This window comes from Dankookia rubra (assembly GCF_004355005.1).
Classification (GTDB): domain Bacteria; phylum Pseudomonadota; class Alphaproteobacteria; order Acetobacterales; family Acetobacteraceae; genus Paracraurococcus; species Paracraurococcus ruber_A.
In genome coordinates this window covers 1-17,688 of record NZ_SMSJ01000023.1, presented here as the reverse complement: position 1 = coordinate 17,688, position 17,688 = coordinate 1, and the positions used below count along the sequence as shown (strand labels likewise).

At 72.1% G+C, this 17,688-nt stretch carries 17 protein-coding genes; 7 read left to right on the top strand and 10 right to left on the bottom strand.

From position 1 onward, the window contains the following. Window positions 1-11 precede the first annotated feature (11 nt). Window positions 12-212, top strand: coding sequence for a hypothetical protein (locus E2C06_RS17410; RefSeq protein ID WP_133289891.1), 201 nt, complete (start codon window positions 12-14; stop codon window positions 210-212). 237 nt (window positions 213-449) lie between these two features. Here E2C06_RS17410 and E2C06_RS17405 read toward each other — a convergent pair whose 3' ends face one another. The 3 genes from E2C06_RS17405 to E2C06_RS17395 form a co-directional block, all read right to left on the bottom strand. Next, entirely contained in the window at window positions 450-1,403 is a 954-nt protein-coding gene (locus E2C06_RS17405; protein WP_133289890.1) for a Bug family tripartite tricarboxylate transporter substrate binding protein, read from the bottom strand. Next, the gene (locus E2C06_RS17400) at window positions 1,400-2,056 is read right to left on the bottom strand and encodes a polysaccharide deacetylase family protein (protein WP_133289889.1); all 657 of its coding nucleotides are present in this window, start codon (window positions 2,054-2,056) and stop codon (window positions 1,400-1,402) included. Before E2C06_RS17400 ends, E2C06_RS17405 begins: the two co-directional genes overlap by 4 nt. A gap of 305 nt (window positions 2,057-2,361) precedes the next feature. Continuing rightward, window positions 2,362-3,648, bottom strand: coding sequence for a polyhydroxyalkanoate depolymerase (locus tag E2C06_RS17395; protein WP_338324216.1), 1,287 nt, complete (start codon window positions 3,646-3,648; stop codon window positions 2,362-2,364). A gap of 61 nt (window positions 3,649-3,709) precedes the next feature. Here E2C06_RS17395 and E2C06_RS17390 point away from each other — a divergent pair, with 61 nt between their 5' ends. Next, on the top strand, window positions 3,710-4,417 hold the full coding sequence (locus E2C06_RS17390; protein WP_133289888.1) for a glutathione S-transferase: 708 nt from the start codon (window positions 3,710-3,712) through the stop codon (window positions 4,415-4,417). Between the two features lie 335 nt (window positions 4,418-4,752). Here the strand turns inward: E2C06_RS17390 and E2C06_RS17385 are convergent, their stop codons facing one another. Then, on the bottom strand, window positions 4,753-5,103 hold the full coding sequence (locus tag E2C06_RS17385) for a DUF962 domain-containing protein (protein ID WP_206664573.1): 351 nt from the start codon (window positions 5,101-5,103) through the stop codon (window positions 4,753-4,755). 79 nt (window positions 5,104-5,182) lie between these two features. Here E2C06_RS17385 and E2C06_RS17380 point away from each other — a divergent pair, with 79 nt between their 5' ends. Then, window positions 5,183-6,793 (top strand): MFS transporter, encoded by a 1,611-nt coding sequence (locus E2C06_RS17380; protein ID WP_133289887.1) that lies wholly within the window; start codon window positions 5,183-5,185, stop codon window positions 6,791-6,793. A gap of 51 nt (window positions 6,794-6,844) precedes the next feature. Here E2C06_RS17380 and E2C06_RS17375 read toward each other — a convergent pair whose 3' ends face one another. Then, window positions 6,845-8,218: a calcium-binding protein gene (locus tag E2C06_RS17375; RefSeq protein WP_133289886.1), complete on the bottom strand. Its 1,374-nt coding sequence runs from the start codon at window positions 8,216-8,218 to the stop codon at window positions 6,845-6,847. A 315-nt stretch (window positions 8,219-8,533) separates the two neighbouring features. Between E2C06_RS17375 and dps the strand changes: the two genes are divergently transcribed. Further along, window positions 8,534-9,037, top strand: a complete 504-nt coding sequence (gene dps, locus E2C06_RS17370; RefSeq protein ID WP_133289885.1) for a DNA starvation/stationary phase protection protein Dps — start codon at window positions 8,534-8,536, stop codon at window positions 9,035-9,037. A 44-nt stretch (window positions 9,038-9,081) separates the two neighbouring features. On the opposite strand, the gene E2C06_RS17365 is transcribed toward dps, so the two are convergent. Then, window positions 9,082-10,368 carry a CAP domain-containing protein gene (locus E2C06_RS17365; protein ID WP_165982447.1) on the bottom strand — a complete coding sequence of 429 codons (1,287 nt, stop codon included), beginning with the start codon at window positions 10,366-10,368 and terminating at the stop codon, window positions 9,082-9,084. Window positions 10,369-10,565: 197 nt separating this feature from the next. On the opposite strand from E2C06_RS17365, the gene parE reads away from it, so the two are divergent. After that, the gene (gene parE, locus E2C06_RS17360; protein ID WP_133289883.1) at window positions 10,566-12,548 is read left to right on the top strand and encodes a DNA topoisomerase IV subunit B; all 1,983 of its coding nucleotides are present in this window, start codon (window positions 10,566-10,568) and stop codon (window positions 12,546-12,548) included. Window positions 12,549-12,692: 144 nt separating this feature from the next. On the opposite strand, the gene E2C06_RS17355 is transcribed toward parE, so the two are convergent. The 3 genes from E2C06_RS17355 to E2C06_RS17345 form a co-directional block, all read right to left on the bottom strand. Beyond that, a complete protein-coding gene (locus E2C06_RS17355) occupies window positions 12,693-13,205 on the bottom strand; it encodes a hypothetical protein (RefSeq protein WP_133289882.1) in 513 nt (170 codons plus the stop codon). A gap of 44 nt (window positions 13,206-13,249) precedes the next feature. Next, window positions 13,250-13,447 (bottom strand): hypothetical protein, encoded by a 198-nt coding sequence (locus E2C06_RS17350; protein WP_133289881.1) that lies wholly within the window; start codon window positions 13,445-13,447, stop codon window positions 13,250-13,252. A gap of 67 nt (window positions 13,448-13,514) precedes the next feature. After that, window positions 13,515-14,729, bottom strand: coding sequence for an ABC transporter substrate-binding protein (locus E2C06_RS17345; RefSeq protein WP_133289880.1), 1,215 nt, complete (start codon window positions 14,727-14,729; stop codon window positions 13,515-13,517). Between the two features lie 76 nt (window positions 14,730-14,805). On the opposite strand from E2C06_RS17345, the gene E2C06_RS17340 reads away from it, so the two are divergent. Then, window positions 14,806-15,105, top strand: a complete 300-nt coding sequence (locus E2C06_RS17340; protein ID WP_133289879.1) for a hypothetical protein — start codon at window positions 14,806-14,808, stop codon at window positions 15,103-15,105. Here E2C06_RS17340 and E2C06_RS17335 read toward each other — a convergent pair. Beyond that, window positions 15,102-15,800 carry an alpha/beta fold hydrolase gene (locus tag E2C06_RS17335; protein ID WP_133289878.1) on the bottom strand — a complete coding sequence of 233 codons (699 nt, stop codon included), beginning with the start codon at window positions 15,798-15,800 and terminating at the stop codon, window positions 15,102-15,104. The genes E2C06_RS17340 and E2C06_RS17335 overlap by 4 nt on opposite strands. A 162-nt stretch (window positions 15,801-15,962) precedes the next feature. Here E2C06_RS17335 and E2C06_RS17330 point away from each other — a divergent pair. Further along, window positions 15,963-17,688 (top strand): DEAD/DEAH box helicase (locus E2C06_RS17330; protein WP_370451445.1); only part of this gene is annotated, 1,726 nt, incomplete at its 3' end.

The following is a 17,688-nucleotide window of genomic DNA, read 5'->3' as shown; positions in this document are numbered from 1 at the left end:
GCAGGCCCATCATGCCGACCGAGGATCACCGCCACGAGGACAATGGCCAGGGCCGGGTGAAGGATCCCAGCCGCGACGGGCGGCTGAAGCAGAACCGCGACCGCGGCATCTCGCTCGGCACGACCCTCCGGCGCGAGAACTCCGAACCCACCGGCAAGGGCAAGGTGAAGAACCCGGCGCGGGACGGCAGGCTCAAGCAGAACCGGCGCTGATGCCTGACGCAATACGTCCCGACCTGCGGCCCGCCGGGCCGAGGCGCGGGATGGCGCCCGCCGCCGGTGCGGCGAAGCCAAGCCGTGCGGCGGCACGGCGCCCGGCGCCCGAGGGGCACGAAGGCATGACCTTCGTGCGCTTGGCACGGGGCGGATCGCCTCGGGGCGGGACGCCGCGGCCGGCATCGCTGCGCCATGGCGGGCCGGCAAGGCCGCGAGCCGCCTTCGCGCCCGGGGTCAGTCGACCCTGATCCTGGCCGCCTGGGCGATCTCGCGCTGCTTCGCCAGCTCCGCCCGGGTCAGCGTCGCCAGTTCCTCCGGCGTGCCGCCCATCACCTCGAGGCCCTGCCGCTCCAGCTCCGCCCGCGTCGCCGGCTCGGCCAGCGAGGCGTTCGCCAGGGCGTTCAGCCGGGCGACGATCGGCGCCGGCGTGCCGGCCGGCGCATAGAGCGCCCACCAGCCTTCCACCACCGCGCCGGCCAGGCCGGATTCGACCAGGGTCGGGACCTCCGGCAACAGCGGGTGCCGCGCGGCGCCGGTCACCGCCAGCGGCCGGATCGTCCCGGCGCGGATATGCGGCAGGAAGCCGAGGGGGTGGTAGACCATGGCGTCCAGCGTGCCGTTCAGCAGGTCCGCCACGGCGCGGGAGCCGTCGCGGTAGGGCACGTGGGTCAGCGGCAGGCCGCTCCGCATCTCGATCAGCGCGGTGGTCAGGTGGCCGGTGGTGCCGGTCCCGGCGGTGCCGACCGAGAGCGGCCGCTGCCGCGCCAGCGCCAGGAAGCCGGCGAGGTCCGTGACGCCCAGCTGCGGCCGGACGCCGAGGATGACCGAGGTCTTGGCATAGCTGCCGATCGGGGCGAAGTCGCGCAGCGGGTCGTAGGGGATGGCGGCCATGATGACCGGGTTGGTCGCCATGGTGCCGCTGGTGCCGAACAGGATGCTGTAGCCGTCGGGCGCCGCCTGGGCGACCGCCTGGGTGCCGACCACCCCGCCTGCGCCGGTGCGGTTGTCGGCGACCACGGGCTGGCCGAGGCCCGGCTGCAGCGCCGCGGCGCAGAGCCGCGCCAGGATGTCGGTCGTGGTGCCGGCGGCGAAGGGCACGATCAGCCGGACCGGCCGGTCCGGCCATTCCGCGGCACGGGCCGGCAGCACGGGCAGCGCCGCGGCGGCGAGGAGCGCGCGGCGCCTCATGGCGTGCGCTCCGCCGCGACGCAGCCGGCGAGGCCCGGCATCGCGACCCCGCGGCGGATCGGCACGCAGGCCTCAGGCGGCTCGGCGAGGAATTCGACGCCCTGGTCCTGCCAGGCGCCGAGCACCCGGTCGAGGTGCCGCATGGCGCCGTTCGGCAGGTCGTGCAGCACCATCAGCACCGGCGCGGTCGCCGCCGCATGCTGGGCACGGGCGCGCTCGGGCCAGCCCTCCGGGTCGTCGAAGTCGCGCGGGATGGCATTCCACAGCACGACGGTATGGCCGCCGGCCTCGAGGTGCCGCACCGCCGCGCCGTTCAGCAGGTGCCGGCCGAGCGCCCCGCCCCCGCCGTTCGGCCGGAACAGCCGCTCCGGCTCCCGCAGGTCGCCGAGCAGCGCGTCGCAGGCCTCGATCTCGGCCACCGCCTCGGGCCCTGGGCGGCGGCCGAGCGGCATGCCGTGGCTGAGCGTGTGGTTGCCGACCGCGAAGCCCTCCGCCCGCATGCGCCCGGCGAGCGCCAGGCACGCGGGATCGCGCAGCTTCTCGCCGATCAGGAAGAAGGTGGCGGGGATGCCGCGGCGGGCCAGGACGGCGAGGACGCCGGGGGTGACCTCGGGCTCCGGCCCGTTGTCGAAGGTGAGGCAGAGGGGCTGCATGGGCAACAGGCTACACGCATGCCGGGTGGCGTCGAGATGGGCCGGGCGGCACGAGGAGGACGGATTTATTCCCTGAGATCCGCTCAATTCGGCTCAAACCTGCTCAATTCGGCTGAAGATCATTGAGGCCGGTCCGGCCCCGATCCCGGCAGGGCGGCGGCAGCCGCGGCTTTGCCACGGATCCACCTTTAGGATTGAGGAATTGAGCTTTTCAATTCGGCTCGGCGGGTTGCCATAGGCAGGGCAATGCCGTTGACTATTTTCCTATATCAGCCCGCACCCGGCGTTGCAACGCCCGCGCGCCGTTATCCCTCGTTCGCCTGGATCACCTCGCGCACCCGGGGATAGACCTGCTGCGCCCAGCGCCGGCCGCTGAAGACGCCGTAATGGCCGACGCCGGTCTGCAGGTGGTGCCGCTTCATCGTCACCGGCACGCCGCGGCAGAGGTCGAGCGCCGCCATGGTCTGGCCGATGGCGCAGATGTCGTCCTTCTCGCCCTCGACGGTCAGCATGGCGGTGCGGCGGATCGCCTCCGGCCGCACCGGGCGGCCGCGAAAGGTCAGCTTGCCCAGCGGCAGGTCATGCGCCTGGAACACGCTCCGCACCGTCTCGAGGTAGAACTCGGCCGGCAGGTCCATCACGGCGAAATACTCGTCGTAGAAGCGCCGGTGCATCGCCGCCTTCGCCGCCTCCCCGTCATGCAGGTTCCAGAACTGGGCGTGGTGCGCCCCGACATGGCGCTCGAGGTTCATCGCCATGAAGGCGCCGACCTGCACCGCGCCGGGATAGACCCGGCGGCCGCCGCCCTTGTGCCGCCAGGGCACCTCGGCGATCAGGGTCTTCTCGAACCACTCGATCGGCTTCGACTGCGCGAGCTCGTTCACCCTGGTCGGGTTGACGCGGGTGTCGATGGGGCCGGCCAGCAGCGACAGGCTGCGCGGCGAATGGGGGTTGCGGTCCTCGGCCATGATCGCCACCGCCGCCAGCACCGCGACGACCGGCTGGCAGACCGCCAGCACATGCGCGCCGCGCCCCATCTCCTGCAGGAACTGCATGACGTGGTCGGTGAACTCGTCGAGCCCGAAGGGCCCGGCCGCGAGCGGCACGTCGCGCGCATTGTGCCAGTCGGTGATGTAGACGTCGTGGTCCTGCAGCAGCACCTGCACGGTGTTCCGCAGCAGGGTGGCGAAATGGCCCGACATCGGCGCCACCACCAGCACCCGCGGCAGGCGGATGCCGGCCTCCTTCCGGAAATGCAGCAGGCTGGCGAAGGGCGTCGCGGCGACGACCTCCTCCTCCACCTCGACCAGGCGGTTGCCGACGCGGACCGGGCCGATGGCGTAGGCGGGGCGCGCATGGGTGATGCCGGCATGGCCGAACACCTCCATCGCCGCCCGCATCTGGCGGACCGGCGAGAAGGCGGGATGCGCACCATCGAGCCCGGCGAGGATGCCGCCACCGCCCCGCGCCGTCCGCCGCATCGGGTTCAACAGGTCCTGGGCGGCCTGCAGCATGTGGTAGATCATCCCGAGCGCGCACTCCCCGCTGCCCGTTTCCGGCAGGCCGGCGCCGGCATGGTGCCAGCGCGGCACCTTTTCGCAACTGCGAAAGCGCTGCTAGGCTGCCTGTTCATTCCCCGCCGAGGAGAGCGCGATGGCCGTGCAGACCCGCCGCAGGACCGCTGCGACGAGCGCCGTCGAGCCGGCCGTGCTGCGGATCAGCAGCCGCAACTATTCCTCCTGGTCGATGCGCGGCTGGCTGCTCTGCCGCATGGCCGGGATCGCCTTCCGGGAGGAGGCGGTCTCGGCCGACGACGCGGGATCGCGCGCCGAGCTGCTGCTGCAATCCTCCTCCATCCTGATCCCCGCCCTGCGGCACGAGGGCGCCGAGCTCTGGGACACGCTGGCGATCGCCGAATACCTGAACGAGCTGGTGCCGGAGGCGCGGATGCTGCTGGCGGACCGCCTGGCCCGCGCGCGCTGCCGCGCCATCAGCGGGGAGATGCATGCCGGCTTCGCCGCGCTGCGCTCCACGCTGCCGATGAACCTGCGCGCGGTGGTGCCGAACTTCACGCTGTGGTCCGGCGCGCGGGCGGATATCGAGCGCATCCTCTGGATCTGGCGCGACTGCCTGGGACGCTGGGGCGGGCCCTGGCTGCTGGGGGCGGAGAAGAGCGTGGCGGATGCGATGTATGCGCCGGTGGTGACGCGCTTCCGCACCTACGACGTGAAGCTCGACCCGGCCTGCGAGGCCTATGCCCGGACCATCCTCGGCTGGCCCGACGTGGCCGCATGGATCGAGGCCGGCAAGCGCGAGCCGGAGGCGCGGATCACCGAGCTGGATCTCGAAGCGGAGTTCTGATCGGGCGTCCAGCGCGCTTCGGCCGGATCGCGGCGGCGACGCGCTGATCGCCGGCGCGGCATTGTCCGGGCGCCGGCGACCGGATGATCCGCCAAAGAGCGTCCAGGCGATCCCGCGCCGGTGGGCGGCGCGACCGCACCGCCTCCCCCGCGGTCATGAGCGCTGGCCGGCGACCGGCGCGGCGATGGCCGGCGCAGCGTTGCCGCCCGCGATGCCGTGCCGGGAAAGCCCGATCGCCGGCACCGGCGGGCCCCGCCGCATGCCCAGGGCCGGCGCTGCCTCGACCCGACACGCACCGCGTGTCCGGCCGCCCGCCGGGGGCCGGCGGCGCCGCCTCAAGCGGCCGGCCCGTCCACGCCCTGCCGGCGCAGCTCGGCGCCGAGCCGTCCGGTCGCCGCGAGCCAGGCGAGCCGCAGGTCGCCGCGCAGCGACCAGGCGGGATAGGTGAAGGTCGCCGGCCGGTTGCGCTCGATCAGCAGGTGGGAGATCCAGGCGCAGCCATAGCCGACCAGGGGCGCGAGCAGCGCCAGCCACCAGGGGCCGCGGAGAATGGCGGCCAGCAGCAACGCCGCCGCGGCCCAGGTGCCGCCGACATGCACCGCGCGCGTCGCCGGCCGCGCATGTTCGCGCAGGTAGTAGGGCCAGAAGGCGGCGAAGCTCGGGAAGCGCTCGGCCATGCAGGTCATGGTGGTGGCCCGCGGCGGCCCATGCAAGGTCGCAGGAGTTTCGCTTCCGAAGCCGGCATGACCATGCCTATCTGCCGGCATGCCTCTCCGACTCCCGATGCCGCGTGCCTTCCTGCCGCTTCGCCACGCCGTCTTCCGCACGCTCTGGCTGGCGACGCTCGCCAGCAACATCGGCATGTGGGTGCAGAACACCGGCGCGGGCTGGCTGATGACCAGCCTCGACCCGGCGCCGCTGATGGTCTCCCTGGTCCAGGCCGCCTCGATGCTGCCGGTCTTCCTGCTGGCGCTGCCGGCCGGCGCGCTGGCCGACATCATCGACCGGCGCGTCTTCCTGATCGGCGCGCAGGCCTGGGTGCTGGCGATGGCCTTGCTGCTGGCGGTGCTGACCGCCTCCGGGTCGCTCGGCCCCTGGGGGCTGCTGGCGCTGACCTTCGCGATCGGCGCGGGCAGCGCGATGAACTTCCCGGCCTGGGCGGCGACCACCAACGAGCTGGTGCCGCGGGAGGACCTGGTCGGCGCCATCGCGCTGAACGGCATCGGCTTCAACCTGGCCCGCGCGCTCGGCCCGGCGCTCGGCGGCTTCGCCATCGCCGCGGCCGGGCCGCAGGCGGCCTTCGTGCTGAACGCCGCCGCCTTCCTGGTGCTGATCGTCGCCCTGGTCCTGTGGCGCCGCCCGGTCGAGCCGCGCGGCCGCATCCCGAAGGAACACCTGGTCTCCGCCATGCGGGCGGGGCTGCGCTTCGTCTCGGCCAGCCCGGCGATGCGGGCGGCGATCCTCAGGGCCTGCACCTTCTTCCTGTTCAGCGCCGCGGTCTGGGGGCTGCTGCCCTTGTTCGTGCGGCAGCAGCTGGGATTGGGCCCGCAGGCCTTCGGGCTGATGCTCGGCGTCATGGGACTCTCCGCGGTGGCGGCGGGCTTCGCCCTGCCCTCCCTGCGCGGCCGGCTGGACCGCAGCGGGATGGTGTTCTGGGCCTCGATCGGCATCTGCGCCGCCATGGGCATCCTGGCGGCCTCGACGCATTGGGCGCCGGCGGCGCTCGGGATGCTGCTCTACGGCGCCTCCTGGATCGCCGCCGGCAGCACGCTCGGCGCCTCGGCCCAATTGGCGGCACCGGGCTGGGTGCGGGCGCGGGCGATCGCCATCTACCAGCTCAGCTTCTTCGGCGTCATGGCGCTCGGCTCGGCGCTGGCCGGCTGGGTCGGCGGGCGGTTCGGCGTGCCGCTGGCGCTGGGGGCCGCGGCCGGGCTCGGCGCCGTCGCCGCCGTCGCGGTGCGCGGCTGGCGGATCGACAGCGTGGCCCTCGCCCCCGCCGCCGCCGCCCCTGCCCCGGCACCGGAGCCGGAAGCCCCCGATCCGGCGCTGCGCGCCCTGCTCGGCGAGCATTCCGGCCGGGTGCTGGAGGTGGTGCGCTACTGCATCGACCCGACGGCGCGGGACGCCTTCATGGCGGCGATGCAGGAGGTGCGGCGGGTCCGGCTGCGCTCCGGCGCGGCGACCTGGCGGCTGTACGAGGACGTCGCGCATCCGGAGCGCTGGGTCGAGCTCTGGACCGTCGAGAGCTGGACCGAGCACCTGCGGGAGGAGGCGCGGCGGACCGACTGGGACCGCGCCGCGCTGGCCCGGGCGGCGGCGCTGCACCGGGGCGAGGAGCCGCCGGAGGCGGCGCGCTTCCTCAACGTGGTGCCGTGAGGCGTCCGCCGCCCTTGCGCCGGTGCCCGTCCGGGCCAGCGCCGCCGCGCGTCAGCCGAGCGGTCGCCCCTCGTAGACGCCGTACTGCAGGTAGTGCTGCAGCGGGTCGAGCCCCGCCGCGGCGACGTCGGGATTGGCCGCCAGGTAGCCCCGCGTGCTGAAATTCGGCCCGGGATCGACGCCGGCCTTCCAGCCATACAGGTCGTAGTGCAGCAGCGGGTCGATGCCGGCGGCGGCGACGGCCGGGTTCTGCGCCAGGTAGTACTTGGTGTCGAAGAGGTAGTTCGGGTTCGCCCCGGCCCGCCAGCCATAGGCCTGCCAGTGTGCATAGGCGTCGACCCCGGCCTGGCCGACGACCGGATTGGTCAACAGGTAGTAGGCGGAGTCGAAGCCGCCGGTGATGCCGAAGCCGACAGCCGCATGCACCGGCCGACCCTCGGCCTGGCCGTAGTTGAGGTAGTGGAGCAACGGGTTGAGCCCGCTGGCCGCCACGTCGGGGTTCTGCAGCAGGTAGAGCGTGGTGTCGAACTTCGCCGAGGGGTCGCGGCCTTCCTTCCAGCCATAGCTGAGATAGTGGGAATAGGCGTCCAGCCCGGCCCGGGCGACCTCCGGATAGGCGGCGTTGTAGCCGGCATAGTCGAAGAAGCCGGGGCGCACGACCAGAGAGCCGGTCGACAGGTCCCAGATCGTGCCGGTCGCCTGGAAGTAGACCGTCTCCACCTTCTGGGAATTCGCGTTGAAGTACGTGTTGAAGATGATCGCGTTCTGGCCGCCCGCGGTCTGCAGGACAAGGTCGTTGCCGATGCTGCTGCGGATCGGCTGGAAATAGGCCTCCGTCCAGTCCGCGGCGACCACCACGAGGTCGACGCCCGAGGTTTCGTTGATCACGTCCCGGCCGAAGGCGCCGGAGAAGAAATAAAGGTCGTCGCCGTCGCCGCCCCGCAGGTCGTCGTTGCCGCCGAAGCCGATGAGAAGGTCGTTCCCGCTGGTGGCGAGGATGGTTTCGGCCGCGTTGGTTCCGGTGAATCCGACATTGGCGAAGGCGGAGCCGTCGGCCAGGTTCCACACGGTGCCATTGCCGGTGAAGCGCACCGTCTCGACCAGACCGCGGTTGGACCCCGAGGTGTTGAAATACCCATTCAGGATGACGGCGTTGTCACCGTTGACCTGTTGGATGACTAGGTCGTTGCCGATGGCGGAGCGCACCAGCCGGAAAGAGCCCGGGCCGTAATCCGGGCCGAACTGGACCTCGTCGATGCCGGCGACATCGTTGCTGATGGTGTCGCGGCCGAAGGCACCGGAGAAGATGTAGATGTCGTTGCCATCCCGGCCGAACAGGTCGTCGTTGCCGCCAAGGCCGGTGAAGACGTCGTCGCTCGAGGTTCCGTCCAATCTTTCGCTGGCATTGGTTCCCGGGAAGATCATTTGGCCGCTCCATCGATCTGCGAGGCAAGTTGCCTTTTGCGTTCAACGTCACAAAATCGAGCATTGCGGGGCAGCCAGCGACAACATTATTTAGAAAGACGAAGATATTCACACCGCTTTGTGACATTACGCCTCAGATATAACATCTATAGTTACAGAGATCGGCGATGCGGGCTGCGGGCTGCGCACGGCTTTGTCATGCCTCCCGAGGCCCGGTCGCGCGCTCCCGTAGCGCAGTCAGCATGGCGCGGGGGCTGGCCGGGCGCGGCCCCGGTCCCCAGGTCCGTGCCGAAACGACACCCGAGGAGAGAGAGCATGGCGAAAGCCCAGACCCACGAGACCCGCAACGACGTCAAGACCAATGCCAAGCAGGTTTCGATCGGCGTGCTGCAGGGGTGCCTCGCCGACGGCATCGACCTCTACAACGCCACGCGGCAGGCCCATTGGAACGTCAAGGGACCGCATTTCGGCGAGCTGCACAAGCTGTTCGAGGAATTCTACAACGCGCTGCAGACCAGCACGGACGACCTGGCCGAGCGCATCGTCCAGCTCGGCGGCACGGCCTGCGGCACCACCCAGGTGCTGGAAAAGACCACCCGCCTGCCGCCCTACCCGACCGACCTTTATGCCGGGATGGACCACGTGAAGGCGCTGGCCGACCGCTACTCCATGGTGGCGAAGACCCTGCGCGACGGCATCGACCAGACCGACGAGGCCGGCGACGCCGACACCGCCGACCTGCTGACCGAGCAGTCCCGCGCCACCGACAAGATGCTCTGGATGATCGAGGCGCATCTGGGCGGCGACAAGGCCGCCTGACTTCCCGGAGGGGCGGCGGGGCGCAGTCCCGCCGCCCCCTACGGTCAGGCGATCAGCACCGCGGCCGTCAGCCCGGCGGTGCCGGACAGCCCGTTCAGGGTCGTCAGCGTCACCCAGGAATCGCCGCCGCCATCCGCGTCGACCTGCACGCGCACCAGGCCGTTGCCGGCCAGGAACCGCACATAGCCGCCATCCAGCAGCGCCTGCCCGCCATGCGGCCCGGCCGGAAAGACTGCGTCCAGGTCCAGACGGTCGCCCCCCGTTGCCGAGAAGTCGGTGATCGCGTCGCAGCGGTCGCCGATCCCGAGGAAGACGAAGCGGTCCGCCCCGGTCCCACCGGTCAGGATGTCGGCGCCGCCGCCGCCGACCAGCCGGTCGGCGCCGGCATCGCCGTAGAGCCGGTCGCCGCCCGCCCCGCCTTCCAGCGTGTCGTCGCCGCCGAGGCCGCGCAACGCGTCGTTTCCGCCGAGCCCCTGGATCAGCTCCCCCGCGGCGGTGCCTGTCAGCGTCTCCGCCGCCTCGGTGCCGCGCAGGGCTGCCGGTCCCGCCGCCACGTCGGTCTCGAGGTCGAGCTTGATGTTCGCCGTGCCCAGCACAGCCGTGCGGACCACCGGCGCGGCGAGCCCGCCGCCGGAGAAGGTGACGCTGTAGGTCCCGGCCGCGAGCGGCTGCTGCCAGCCGCCGGCATCCCAGGTGGCGAGGTGCCAGAGCTGCCCCGAAGCCGCGCGGATATCGACCGAAACGCCGCCCAGCCCCTCCCCCGGATCGTAGGAATGGTCGCCGTCGCGGTCGTCGAAGGCGACGCCGAGCAGGAATGCCTTGCTGCCGGACCGCGCGAAGTCCTCGGTCGCGGTCAGGCCGTTGCTGCCCTGGTACTCGCCGGCCTGGACGCCGATGCCGATCTCGCCGAAGCCGGCATTCTCGATGTTGGTGCGGTGCCCGGGACTGCGGAACAGCCCGTCATGGAAGGCGTCGATCGCGGCCGGGGTGATGGCCTGGGTGCCGCCCCAGCGGATGGAGATGTTCTCGCCCCAGCTCCAGCTGCCGCTGAAGGCATAGCCGGCCGCCGCCATGCGGTCGCCCGGCGAACTGCCATTGGCGCCGGTATGGGAGAAGGTGTCGGTCGCCAGCATCCAGGCGCTATGCGCCTCGGCCGCGTCGATCAGCAGCGGGTTGAAGGCGAGCGGCGCCTTGGCCGCCGTGGTGATGGTGCCGGCGGCCAGGCCGTCGTTCAGCCCGATGCCGAGCCGGGCGGCCTCCGCCGCCGGGTCGAGCCGGGCGCGGTTCACCAGCTCCAGGAAATACTGCTCGAAGGCGGTCGGCTGGGCCATGTGGTGTTTCCCTGTCCTGCGACCGCGGTCTTTGCCGCGGGCAGCGCTGGCGTGGCGGGGGACCACAACCAAATGGTTAATCGGTCCATGCCGGACTGCCGGGGCGGGCCAGGCCGGGGACGATACCTCCCGACTCGCACTTCGCATTGTATGAGGGCGGCGCGGAGGCTATCGTGGCGCCATCAGGGGAACAAGACATGAACGACCTGTTCGGAGGCAAGCGGCCCCCGAAGGGCGGCACGCCCGAGGCCGCCTCCTACACCGCGCGCGACATCGAGGTCCTGGAAGGGCTGGAGCCCGTCCGGCGCCGCCCCGGCATGTATATCGGCGGCACCGACGACAACGCCCTGCACCACCTGGCGGCCGAGATCCTCGACAACGCCATGGACGAGGCGGTGGCCGGCCATGCCGACCGGATCGAGGTGGTGCTGGAGCCCGGCAACTGGCTGATGGTGCGCGACAACGGGCGGGGCATCCCGACCGACCCGCACCCGAAATTCCCGAAGCTCTCGGCGCTCGAGGTCATCCTCACCACCCTGCATTCCGGCGGCAAGTTCTCCGGCAAGGCCTACGACACCTCGGGCGGCCTGCACGGCGTCGGCTCCTCGGTGGTCAATGCGCTGTCCGAGCGCATGGAGGTCGAGGTGGCGCGCGACCGCACGCTCTTCACCCAGGCCTATTCGCGCGGCAAGCCGCTCGGCAAGCTGAAGAATGCGGGGGCGATCCACAATCGCCGCGGCACCTCCATCCGCTTCAGGCCGGACCCCGAGATCTTCGGCGCCCTGGAATTCTCGGCGGCCCGGCTCTACCGGCTCTGCCGCTCCAAGGCCTACCTGTACCGGGGCGTCGAGATCCGCTGGTCCTGCGACCCGTCGCTGGTGAAGGACGAGACGCCGGCCCAGGCTACGCTGCATTTCCCCGGCGGCCTCGCGGACTACCTCGCCGGCGCGATCGAGGGCCGCAGCCAGGTGGTTCCCGCCGCTTACGTCGGCGAGGCATCCTTCCCGGACGGCGCCGGCCGCTGCGAATGGGCCATCACCTGGCTCGACCAGGGCGACGGGTTCCTCTCGACCTATGCCAATACCATCCCGACCAGCCAGGGCGGCACGCATGAGGCCGGGCTGCGCGGCGCGCTGGTCAAGGGCCTGCGCGCCTATGGCGACCTGAAGAAGGACAAGCGCGCCGCCACCGTCACCGCCGAGGACCTGTTCGGCGGCATGGCGGGGATGCTCTCGGTCTTCGTGCGGGAGCCGCAATTCCAGGGCCAGACCAAGGAGAAGCTGACCAGCCCAGAGGCGCAGCGGCTGGTCGAGGCGGCGCTGCGCGACCATTTCGACCATTGGCTGGCCGGCGACCCGCAGACCGCCGACAACCTGCTGGCCTGGGCGATCGAGCGCGCCGAGGACCGCATCCGCCGGCGCGAGCAGAAGGAGACGCCGCGCAAGTCGGCGACCCGCAAGCTCCGCCTGCCCGGCAAGCTGGCGGATTGCAGCCGGGAAGGCGTCGACGGCACCGAGTTGTTCCTCGTCGAGGGTGACTCCGCCGGCGGCTCCGCCAAGCAGGCGCGCGACCGCGAGACCCAGGCGGTGCTGCCGCTGCGCGGCAAGATCCTGAACGTGGCCTCGGCCAGCGCCGACAAGCTGCGGCAGAACCAGGAGCTGAAGGACCTGATCGAGGCGCTGGGCTGCGGCGCCGGCGACCGCTTCGACCTGGCGCGCCTGCGCTACGGCCGCATCGTCATCATGACCGACGCCGATGTCGACGGCGCCCACATCGCCGCCCTGCTGATGACCTTCTTCTACAAGGAGCTGCGCGAGCTGGTGGCGCAGGGCCGGGTCTTCCTGGCGCAGCCGCCGCTTTACCGGCTGCAGGCCGCGGGCAAGTCGGTCTACGCGATGGACGACCGCGACCGCGAGCGCATCCAGAAGCGCGAGTTCAAGCCGAACCAGAAGGTCGAGGTCAGCCGCTTCAAGGGCCTGGGCGAGATGCCGCCGGCGACCCTGAAGGAGACCACGATGGACCCGAAGCGCCGCACCCTGCTGCGGGTGGTGCTGCCGCAGGAGGAACGGGCGACCACCGCGGACCTCATGGAAGCGCTGATGGGCCGCAAGCCGGAATTGCGCTTCAGGTTCATCCAGGAGAACGCGGCGAAGCTCGACGTCGAGGAAGTGGACGTCTGATACCAGGCGCACGGCGTCCCGACCTGCGGCCCGCGGGGCCGAGCGGCGCCCGCCGGCGGTGCGGCGAGGCCAAGCCGCGCGGAGGCACGGCGCCCGGCGTCAGAGGGGCACGAAAGTAAAGCCTTCCTGCGCTCGGTACGAGCCTCAGGGCCCGACCGGCCGGAAGGACAGCGACATCGTCGCCACCGCCGCTTCCAGGCAGGGCTTCAGCTCGCGCGGGAATTCGATCCAGAGCGTGGCGATCACCGCCCCGCCCCGGCCGAGGAAGCTGCGCCGGTAGTAGATGCGGTCGGCAAGGTAGCCCGAGAGCACGAACCAGTCCGGGGTGACCCGGCGATAGGTGATGCTGCCCCGGCCGTTCTCGCCGATGTCCCGCTCGGCCTCGGCCAGCACCGCCGCGAGCGACTGGCCGTCGCGGTTGCGGAGGCCGGTGACCACCGCGGTTGCCCGGCCCCCGGCGGCCCAGAAGCGGGCGCTGTCGCCATTTTCGGGCACGCTGCCCGGATCGAGTACGAAGCCCGCGGGGTAGTCCATGGCGAAGCCCCAGGCCGGGTTCCGGTAGGAGAGCAGGCGGGCCCCGCGCAGCCCCTCGCAGGCCGGCTGCGCCGCGGCCGGCTGGGCCAGCAGGAACAGCAGTCCCGCCGCCAGCCGCAGCACCGGGACGCGCCGCGGACGAACGGCGGCAGCGGCCGCGAAGCCGGTCAGCGGTGCTGCGCCACGCCCTGGCCGCGCCGCAGCGGCTCCAGCCGCCGCTCCGGCTCCCGGCCCAGCTTCAGGCAGTCGGCCGCCGTCACCGGCGCCTGGGCGGGCTGCCGCCGCCGCAGCATCGCGGCCCGTGCCGCGGCCTTCGCTTCGGCGGCCGACCAGCCGAGCCGCCGCCGCAGGTCCATCCGGTCCATTATCCGCCCTCCGCCGCGGCAATGGAGCCGCGCCGGCCGGAAACGCGCCGGCGGCCGGCCGGCTCCCTCAGGCCTTGACCAGCGGGCAGCCGCCCTCGCTCAGCGGCCGCCAGGCCTGGTCGGGCGGGATCGCGGTCAGCAGCTTGCAGAAGTCGTACTTGTACTTCGCCTCGGCTTCCTTCTTCACCTCCCACAGGTGCATCACGTGCAGGGTGCGGCCGTCCTCGCGGATGCGGACCTTGTCGTTGTACATGTCGTTCACCGGCATCGCCTTCATCTGCGCCGCCACCGCATCGGCCTCCGTGCTGCCGGCCGCCTGCGCCGCCTTCAGCCAATGCGTCACGCCGGTATAGACCGCGGCGTGCTGCAGCCCGGGCGGCGTGGTCATCTTGGCCATGTAGCGGCGCGACCAGGCGCGCGTCGCCTCCGACTGGTCCCAGTAGAAGCTGTCGGTCAGCACCATGCCCTCGCAGGTCTTGTGGCCCAGCGCGACCAGGTCGGTGACCTGCACCAGCAGCGTGGCGATCCGTGCGCCGCCGCGCGTGAGGCCGAATTCGGCGGCCTGCTTGATGCAGTTCTGCAGGTCGGTGCCCGCCAGCGCGAAGCCGATCACCTTGGCGCCCGAGGCCCGCGCCTGGATCAGGAAGGAGGAGAAGTCGGCATTGTTCAGCGGCGCCCGCACCGCGCCGAGCACCTTGCCGCCGGTGGCCCGGACGGCGGCCATGGTGTCGCGTTCCAGCGCATGGCCGAAGGCGTAGTCGGAGGTGATGAAGTACCAGCTGTCGCCGCCCGACTTCGTCAGCGCGGTGCCGGTGCCATGCGCCAGCGCATAGGTGTCGAAGCCGAAATGCATCCCGTAGGGCGAGCACTTGGCGCCGGTCATGTCCGAGGTCGCCGGTCCCGTGATGAGGTAGATCCGCTTCTTCTCGCGGCAGACCTCCTGGATCGCCAGGCCCGAGGAACTGGCGGCGCCGTCGACCAGCACGTCGACGCCGAGGTTGTCGATCCATTCCCGCGCCAGCCCGGCCGAGACGTCGGCGCGGTTCTGCCCATCGGCCTGCCGGGTGGTGACGGGGCGTCCCAGGAGACTGCCGCCGAAATCCTGGATGGCGAGCTCGGCCGCGACCCGGTTGCCGGGGCCGCCGACATCGCGGAAGGGGCCGCTCATGTCGCTGAGCAGGCCGATCTGGACGGGGCGTGGCTGGGCCTGCACCAGGCCGGGCACGGCGAGCGGCAGGGTGGCCATCCCGGTCAGGATGGCGCGGCGGTGGATCTTGGACATCGTTCTGTACTCCCTCGCGCAACGATGCCCTGAACCCGCGCGCGATTCAAACCGCCATGCCAGGATGCCGCCGCCCATGCGCCGCGCGCTCCTCCTCGCCGCCCTGCTCCTGCCGTGGTCCGCGAGCGTCGCGCCGGCCCGGGCGCGGCCCGATGCGGCCTCGCTCGAGGCGGCGCGGCGTTTCCTCTGCCCGCATGGCGGGATGCCGGTGCGCGGCCAGGGCGGGCGCTGCCGCGCCGTGGCCGGGGAAGGCCCGGCGCGCGGCTGGGACCGGGGGTTGCCGCCGCCGGCGCATCGCCAGGCGCCCTGCCCGCCCGGCACCCACGCGGCCGAGGCCCTGGCGCGGCCGGAGGCGGTGCGCTGCCTGCCGGACTAGCGGCCCAGCCAGCCCCGCAGCAGCGCCGTGGTCGCCGCCGGGTCTTCCATCGGCGGCAGGTGCCCGCAGCCGGGGATCCGGTGCAGCACCGCGCCCGGGATGCCGGCGGCAATCTCCGCCGCCTGGTCGGGCGGGGTCAGCACGTCCTGCTCGCCGACCGCGACCAGGGTCGGGACCCCGATGCCGGGCAGCCCGGGCCGGCTGTCCGGCCGGCCGAGGATCGCCGCCTGCTGCCGCAGGAAGGCGTCGCGGCCGACCCGCTCGGCCATCGCCGTCACCTCGTCCGCCACCGGCCGGGCCATGTTGTCGGGATGCAGCAGCTGAGGCAGCAGCCGCGGCGTCACGCCCCTGAACAGGCCGGTGCGGCTCAGCCCGATTAGCCCGCGGCGGCGGCGTGCCTGCTCCGGCGTGTCCGGCCGGGCGGAGGTGTCGAAGAGCGCCAGGCGGGTCACCCGCTCCGGCGCCTGGCGGAGGATCTCGAAGGCCAGGTAGCCGCCCATCGACAGGGCGACGAGGCCGAAGCGCGGCGGCGCCTCAGCCAGGGCACGGGCCGCCATGGCGGCGAGGCTGTCGTCCTGCGTGGCATCGGCCACCCGGCATTCGGTGCCCGGCCGCAGCGCCAGGATCTGGTCGCGCCAGAGCCGGTCGTCGCAGAGCAGGCCGGGCAGGAAGAGCAGGCTGGGCGCTTCGGGCATGGCGCCTGCCCATAATCGTCGCGCCGGTGCGGCACAATCCATGGCAATGCTTGATTTCCCGGCACCAAAAGCGCATATGGCGGCCGGACCTGGAACGGCGGCCGTCTGATTCGGCACGCCGGGCGTCGGTTTTCGGCCCTTGCGCCCTCGCAACCGGCCGCCATGCCGCCGCTGTCCCGGCGAAGGAACCGACCGCACTTGACCGATACGTCCGACCGGCCCGCCGAAGCGGCCGCCGACACCCAGCACGATGCCACTGAAATTCCGGCCACCATGCCGGTCGCGGACGCGGCCGCCCCGGCGGAAGCCGAAGCCGAGGCCGTGCCCGCCCCGGCGGACGAACCCGCGGCGGCCCCGGTCGCCGAAGCCGGGCACGAACCGGCGCCGGCCGTGATCGCCGCGGCAACTTCTGAAGAGGCGCCGGCCGGGGCCGAGCACGAACCGGCGCCGGCCGTGATCGCCGCGGCAACTTCTGAAGAGGCGCCGGCCGGGGCCGAGCACGAACCGGCGCCGGCCGTGATCGCCGCGGCGACTCCCGACGAGGCGCCGGCCGAGGCCGCGGCACCCGAGGTGGCCGACGACGAGGATGAGGACGACGAGGACGAGTCCGAGGAGGAGGACGCCGAGGCCGCCGCCCCGCGCGTCACCTTCGCCGATCTCGGCCTGTCCGAGCCGATCCTGCGCGCCGTGACCGAAGCCGGCTACGTGACGCCGACGCCGATCCAGGAAGCCGCGATCCCGATCGTGCTGATGGGCCGCGACGTGCTCGGCTGCGCCCAGACCGGCACCGGCAAGACCGCCGGCTTCACCCTGCCGATGCTCGACATCCTGGCCTCCGGCCGGGCCAAGGCGCGGATGCCGCGCTCGCTGATCCTCGAGCCGACGCGGGAACTCGCACTGCAGGTCGCCGAGAACTTCGTGAAGTACGGCAAGCACCTGAACCTGGTGCATGCCCTGCTGATCGGCGGCGAGAGCATGAACGACCAGCGCGCGGTGCTGGAGAAGGGCGTCGACGTCCTGATCGCCACGCCGGGCCGGCTGCTCGATCTTTTTGATCGCGGCCGCATCCTGCTGGCCGACTGCAAGGTGCTCGTCATCGACGAGGCCGACCGCATGCTGGACATGGGCTTCATCCCGGACGTCGAGCGCATCGTCTCCATGCTGCCGCCGATGCGGCAGACCATGTTCTTCTCGGCCACCATGGCGCCCGAGATCCGCAAGCTGGCGGATGCCTTCCTGCAGAACCCGAAGGAGATCAGCGTATCGGCGCCGGCCAGCGTGGCGAGCACCATCGTCGCCGGCCTGCTCTGGACGCGGGAGCTCGACAAGCGGGAGGCGCTGCGCCGGCTGATCCGGCGGGAGCAGGTGCAGAACGCCCTGATCTTCTGCAACCGGAAGACCGAGGTCGACATCCTCTACAAGTCGCTCAAGCGGCACGGCTTCTCGGTCGGCGCGCTGCACGGCGACATGGACCAGCCGACCCGCTTCGCCACGCTGAACAAGTTCAAGTCGAACGAGCTGCAGCTGCTGGTCTGCTCCGACGTCGCGGCGCGCGGCATCGACATCGGCGGGCTCAGCCACGTCTTCAACTTCGACGTGCCCTTCCGCGACGAGGACTATGTCCACCGCATCGGCCGCACCGGCCGTGCCGGCAAGCAGGGCGCCGCCTTCACCATCGCCACGGCGGACGACGCCCGCAACGTCGCGGCGATCGAGAAGCTGACGGGACGGCCGATCCCGCGCATCGAGATCGAGGGGCTGGACCCCGTCAGCGCCGAGGAGATCGCCGAGGCGGCGGCGCGGCCGAAGGGCCGTGGCCGTGGCGGCCCGGCGCGCGGCGGCCGCGGCAGCGGCAGCCGCGATTCCGGCCGCGGCGGCCGCGACCGGC

Bases quoted from the DNA above. Each gene is read 5' to 3' on its own strand.
- E2C06_RS17345 (WP_133289880.1), bottom strand. From the start codon at position 14,729: ATGTCCAAGATCCACCGCCGCGCCATCCTGACCGGGATGGCCACCCTG.
- E2C06_RS17335 (WP_133289878.1), bottom strand. From the start codon at position 15,800: ATGCCCGAAGCGCCCAGCCTGCTCTTCCTGCCCGGCCTGCTCTGCGAC.
- E2C06_RS17410 (WP_133289891.1), top strand. From the start codon at position 12: ATGCCGACCGAGGATCACCGCCACGAGGACAATGGCCAGGGCCGGGTG.
- parE (WP_133289883.1), top strand. From the start codon at position 10,566: ATGAACGACCTGTTCGGAGGCAAGCGGCCCCCGAAGGGCGGCACGCCC.
- E2C06_RS17405 (WP_133289890.1), bottom strand. From the start codon at position 1,403: ATGAGGCGCCGCGCGCTCCTCGCCGCCGCGGCGCTGCCCGTGCTGCCG.
- E2C06_RS17350 (WP_133289881.1), bottom strand. From the start codon at position 13,447: ATGGACCGGATGGACCTGCGGCGGCGGCTCGGCTGGTCGGCCGCCGAA.
- E2C06_RS17385 (WP_206664573.1), bottom strand. From the start codon at position 5,103: ATGACCTGCATGGCCGAGCGCTTCCCGAGCTTCGCCGCCTTCTGGCCC.
- E2C06_RS17380 (WP_133289887.1), top strand. From the start codon at position 5,183: ATGCCTCTCCGACTCCCGATGCCGCGTGCCTTCCTGCCGCTTCGCCAC.
- E2C06_RS17365 (WP_165982447.1), bottom strand. From the start codon at position 10,368: ATGGCCCAGCCGACCGCCTTCGAGCAGTATTTCCTGGAGCTGGTGAAC.
- E2C06_RS17390 (WP_133289888.1), top strand. From the start codon at position 3,710: ATGGCCGTGCAGACCCGCCGCAGGACCGCTGCGACGAGCGCCGTCGAG.
- E2C06_RS17400 (WP_133289889.1), bottom strand. From the start codon at position 2,056: ATGCAGCCCCTCTGCCTCACCTTCGACAACGGGCCGGAGCCCGAGGTC.
- E2C06_RS17340 (WP_133289879.1), top strand. From the start codon at position 14,806: ATGCGCCGCGCGCTCCTCCTCGCCGCCCTGCTCCTGCCGTGGTCCGCG.
- dps (WP_133289885.1), top strand. From the start codon at position 8,534: ATGGCGAAAGCCCAGACCCACGAGACCCGCAACGACGTCAAGACCAAT.
- E2C06_RS17375 (WP_133289886.1), bottom strand. From the start codon at position 8,218: ATGATCTTCCCGGGAACCAATGCCAGCGAAAGATTGGACGGAACCTCG.